Source organism: Gammaproteobacteria bacterium (assembly GCA_003696665.1).
GTDB lineage: Bacteria > Pseudomonadota > Gammaproteobacteria > Enterobacterales.
On record RFGJ01000223.1, the window covers coordinates 1 to 2,366 of the forward strand.

The window sequence follows — 2,366 nt, forward strand, 5'->3', positions numbered from 1 at the left end:
TTCGTTCTGGTCGGACAAATCGTTCTCCTGAAGGTGCGTAACACCACGGTTGCCATCCTGAGCAGTCTGCTGCCCTTCTACGCTTTCGTGGCCTTCGGCACACAATTGCCCTTACGTCCCTTACGCATCATTTTCCAGTTGCCCGCGCATATTCTGGAAGCCCGCAGTCTGGGCGCCGGTTTAGGGCAGGAATTTGCCACCGCCCTGCTCTCGTGGGGCCTGCTCACCGCCATCCTGCTCTTTGTGCAGGCATACATATTTCAACGTCAGGATATCACCATCTCCTGACCCGCTGAGACCTGTGATGTCTGCGCTCACTTTTTTACTGGTCGATGATTTTGCGGTTGCGCGCATGCAATTACGCGCCTTGATTGACAACCTCCCGTCATGTCAGGTTATCGGAGAGGCAGGTGATGGGTATGAAGCCATCCAGATGGTTCACCGGCTGCACCCAAACGTCATTCTGCTAGACGTTTCCATGCCCGGTATCAATGGCATCCAGGTCACCAAACGCATCAAGCGCGAGAAACCCGATACCCACATCATCATTTACAGCGCCTACAACATCCCCCTCATCAAACAGCGTGCATTGAAAGCCGGTGCGGATGCTTACTTCGATAAGAGCGAACTCGAACACACCGTCATCGCCGCTCTCGTCAGTCAATGGTTGGGTATCAATTGATTCACCGTAACGCCGCACGTATTTTCTGGACTGTCATGGCTTGTAATGCACCACTGAATGCCCGGTTGAATGGCCGCACACACCGTTGATTTCCACTTTTTCCCCTACCCAAATCAAGGAGGCTTCCCATGAAGGATTTCTACCGTGTCATACATCGCCTGGCTCACGATACCCGTTTTCGTCAAGAGTTGACTCAAAATATGGATACGGCGCTGGATGGTTATGGACTTGTACTTTCTGCATCAGAACGGGATACTATCCGCCGGATGCTGACATGTAAGTATCACCTGCACGTCCCACTCTCTGCATTGCAAACTTTTGAGTCTCCTGTCCCATTAGATACAGATTGGACTACCCCGCCGATAACGCTGGCATATTGAGACTTTTGCCGTTTGAACGATGCATTAGGGCAATGCCAGAGCAAAAAAACATCGTACATGGGCACAGAAACATCAGATGGGGCACCCGGTTTGAACCTGCCTCTTCTATTCGTTCTGCATCTCCGGACAAGTAATTTCAATTTCTCTGGGAGAGGAAATTTTCCTCTCCCACTACATGTTATCGGGACAATGCCATGCCTGCTACCCACATTGCGCAGATTCACGAATATCTGTGTAATACAATTTCTGATTTTGCCCCGGATCCAGCATACACTCGATTGCTGCTCCACATTTTGACGGAAACCCGGGAAAGCAATCAGGCTGCTACAGTGCTGCCGCTGCTGGCCTGCCAGGCCGCCGGAGGCACATTGCACCAAGCCGTGCCAGTAGCATCCGCATGGCGCGCATTGTATCTGGCGGCTCATATCATGGATGATGTGGAAGATGGCGATATTGCCGCCTGGGGCGGCGACACAATAACATCCGCAGAACTGATCAACGCGGCCACGGGGTTCTTTGCCGTCACCAATCTGATTCTTCTTCAAAATCATGAAAACATTGCACCAGACACGCGGCACGCGCTTGTGCAAGCCTTCAATCACGTCACCCTGCAAATGGCCGGGGGGCAGCACCGCGATTTGAAAACAAAAACCCTGCACAATATCGAGGCATATTTGCAGGGCATCGGCGCAAAATCCGGCCAATTTTTCGCCCTGGCGCTAACCGGGGGGGCTATCGTAGCCAGAGCCGATGCCAAAAAGACAGAACGATTTGGCAAGTTTGGGTATAATCTAGGCATCATCGTACAATTGCTCAATGACATCGTCGGATTTTACACAGAAGGGCACCACAGTGATTTGCTTGCCCGGAAACGCACCCTGCCCCTGCTCTTTGCAGAAATAACAGCATCCCCGGAACAACGCACTAGATTGCAACAACTGCTCTCGCAGGCCGGGCAAAGCAAATCCGCCCGCCGGCAACTCCGGGATCTTGTCCGAGAACAAGGCGGCGATACCTGTACCCTTGCCGAAATCACCCGCCATCAAACCCTTGCCCTGTCTTGCCTGATGCCCGGAAATAATGCCGAAACTCCGCTCCGCAGGTATCTGGAAGATTTCTTGCAACGCGAATTATCCCGAATCTATACGCCGATCTGATTTCCCGCCCCCAAAAATTCCACATTCTTCTACGTGCGCACCTCCTCTTATATCACCTTCCTCCTGATTGGGATTGCTATCCTCTTTGTCTCCGGCTACGCCCTGTTCGTGCGCCTCACGTTGCCCGACCCCGGCGCGCGGCCGCAA

The 2,366-nt window shown here is 52.7% G+C and carries 3 protein-coding genes; all 3 read left to right on the plus strand.

Annotated elements, in window-relative coordinates; genetic code table 11:
- Positions 1-288, plus strand: a 288-nt coding sequence (locus D6694_06280; GenBank protein ID RMH44013.1) for a hypothetical protein, incomplete at its 5' end; no start/stop codon positions are given.
- A 16-nt stretch (positions 289-304) separates the two neighbouring features.
- Positions 305-682, plus strand: coding sequence for a DNA-binding response regulator (locus D6694_06285; protein ID RMH44014.1), 378 nt, complete (start codon positions 305-307; stop codon positions 680-682).
- Positions 683-1,256: 574 nt separating this feature from the next.
- Complete coding sequence (locus D6694_06290; protein ID RMH44015.1) at positions 1,257-2,219, plus strand: hypothetical protein; 963 nt, start codon at positions 1,257-1,259, stop codon at positions 2,217-2,219.
- Positions 2,220-2,366 lie beyond the last annotated feature (147 nt).

Excerpts from the sequence above, each read along its gene's own strand:
- D6694_06290 (RMH44015.1), top strand. The coding sequence starts at position 1,257 with ATGCCTGCTACCCACATTGCGCAGATTCACGAATATCTGTGTAATACA.
- D6694_06285 (RMH44014.1), top strand. The coding sequence starts at position 305 with ATGTCTGCGCTCACTTTTTTACTGGTCGATGATTTTGCGGTTGCGCGC.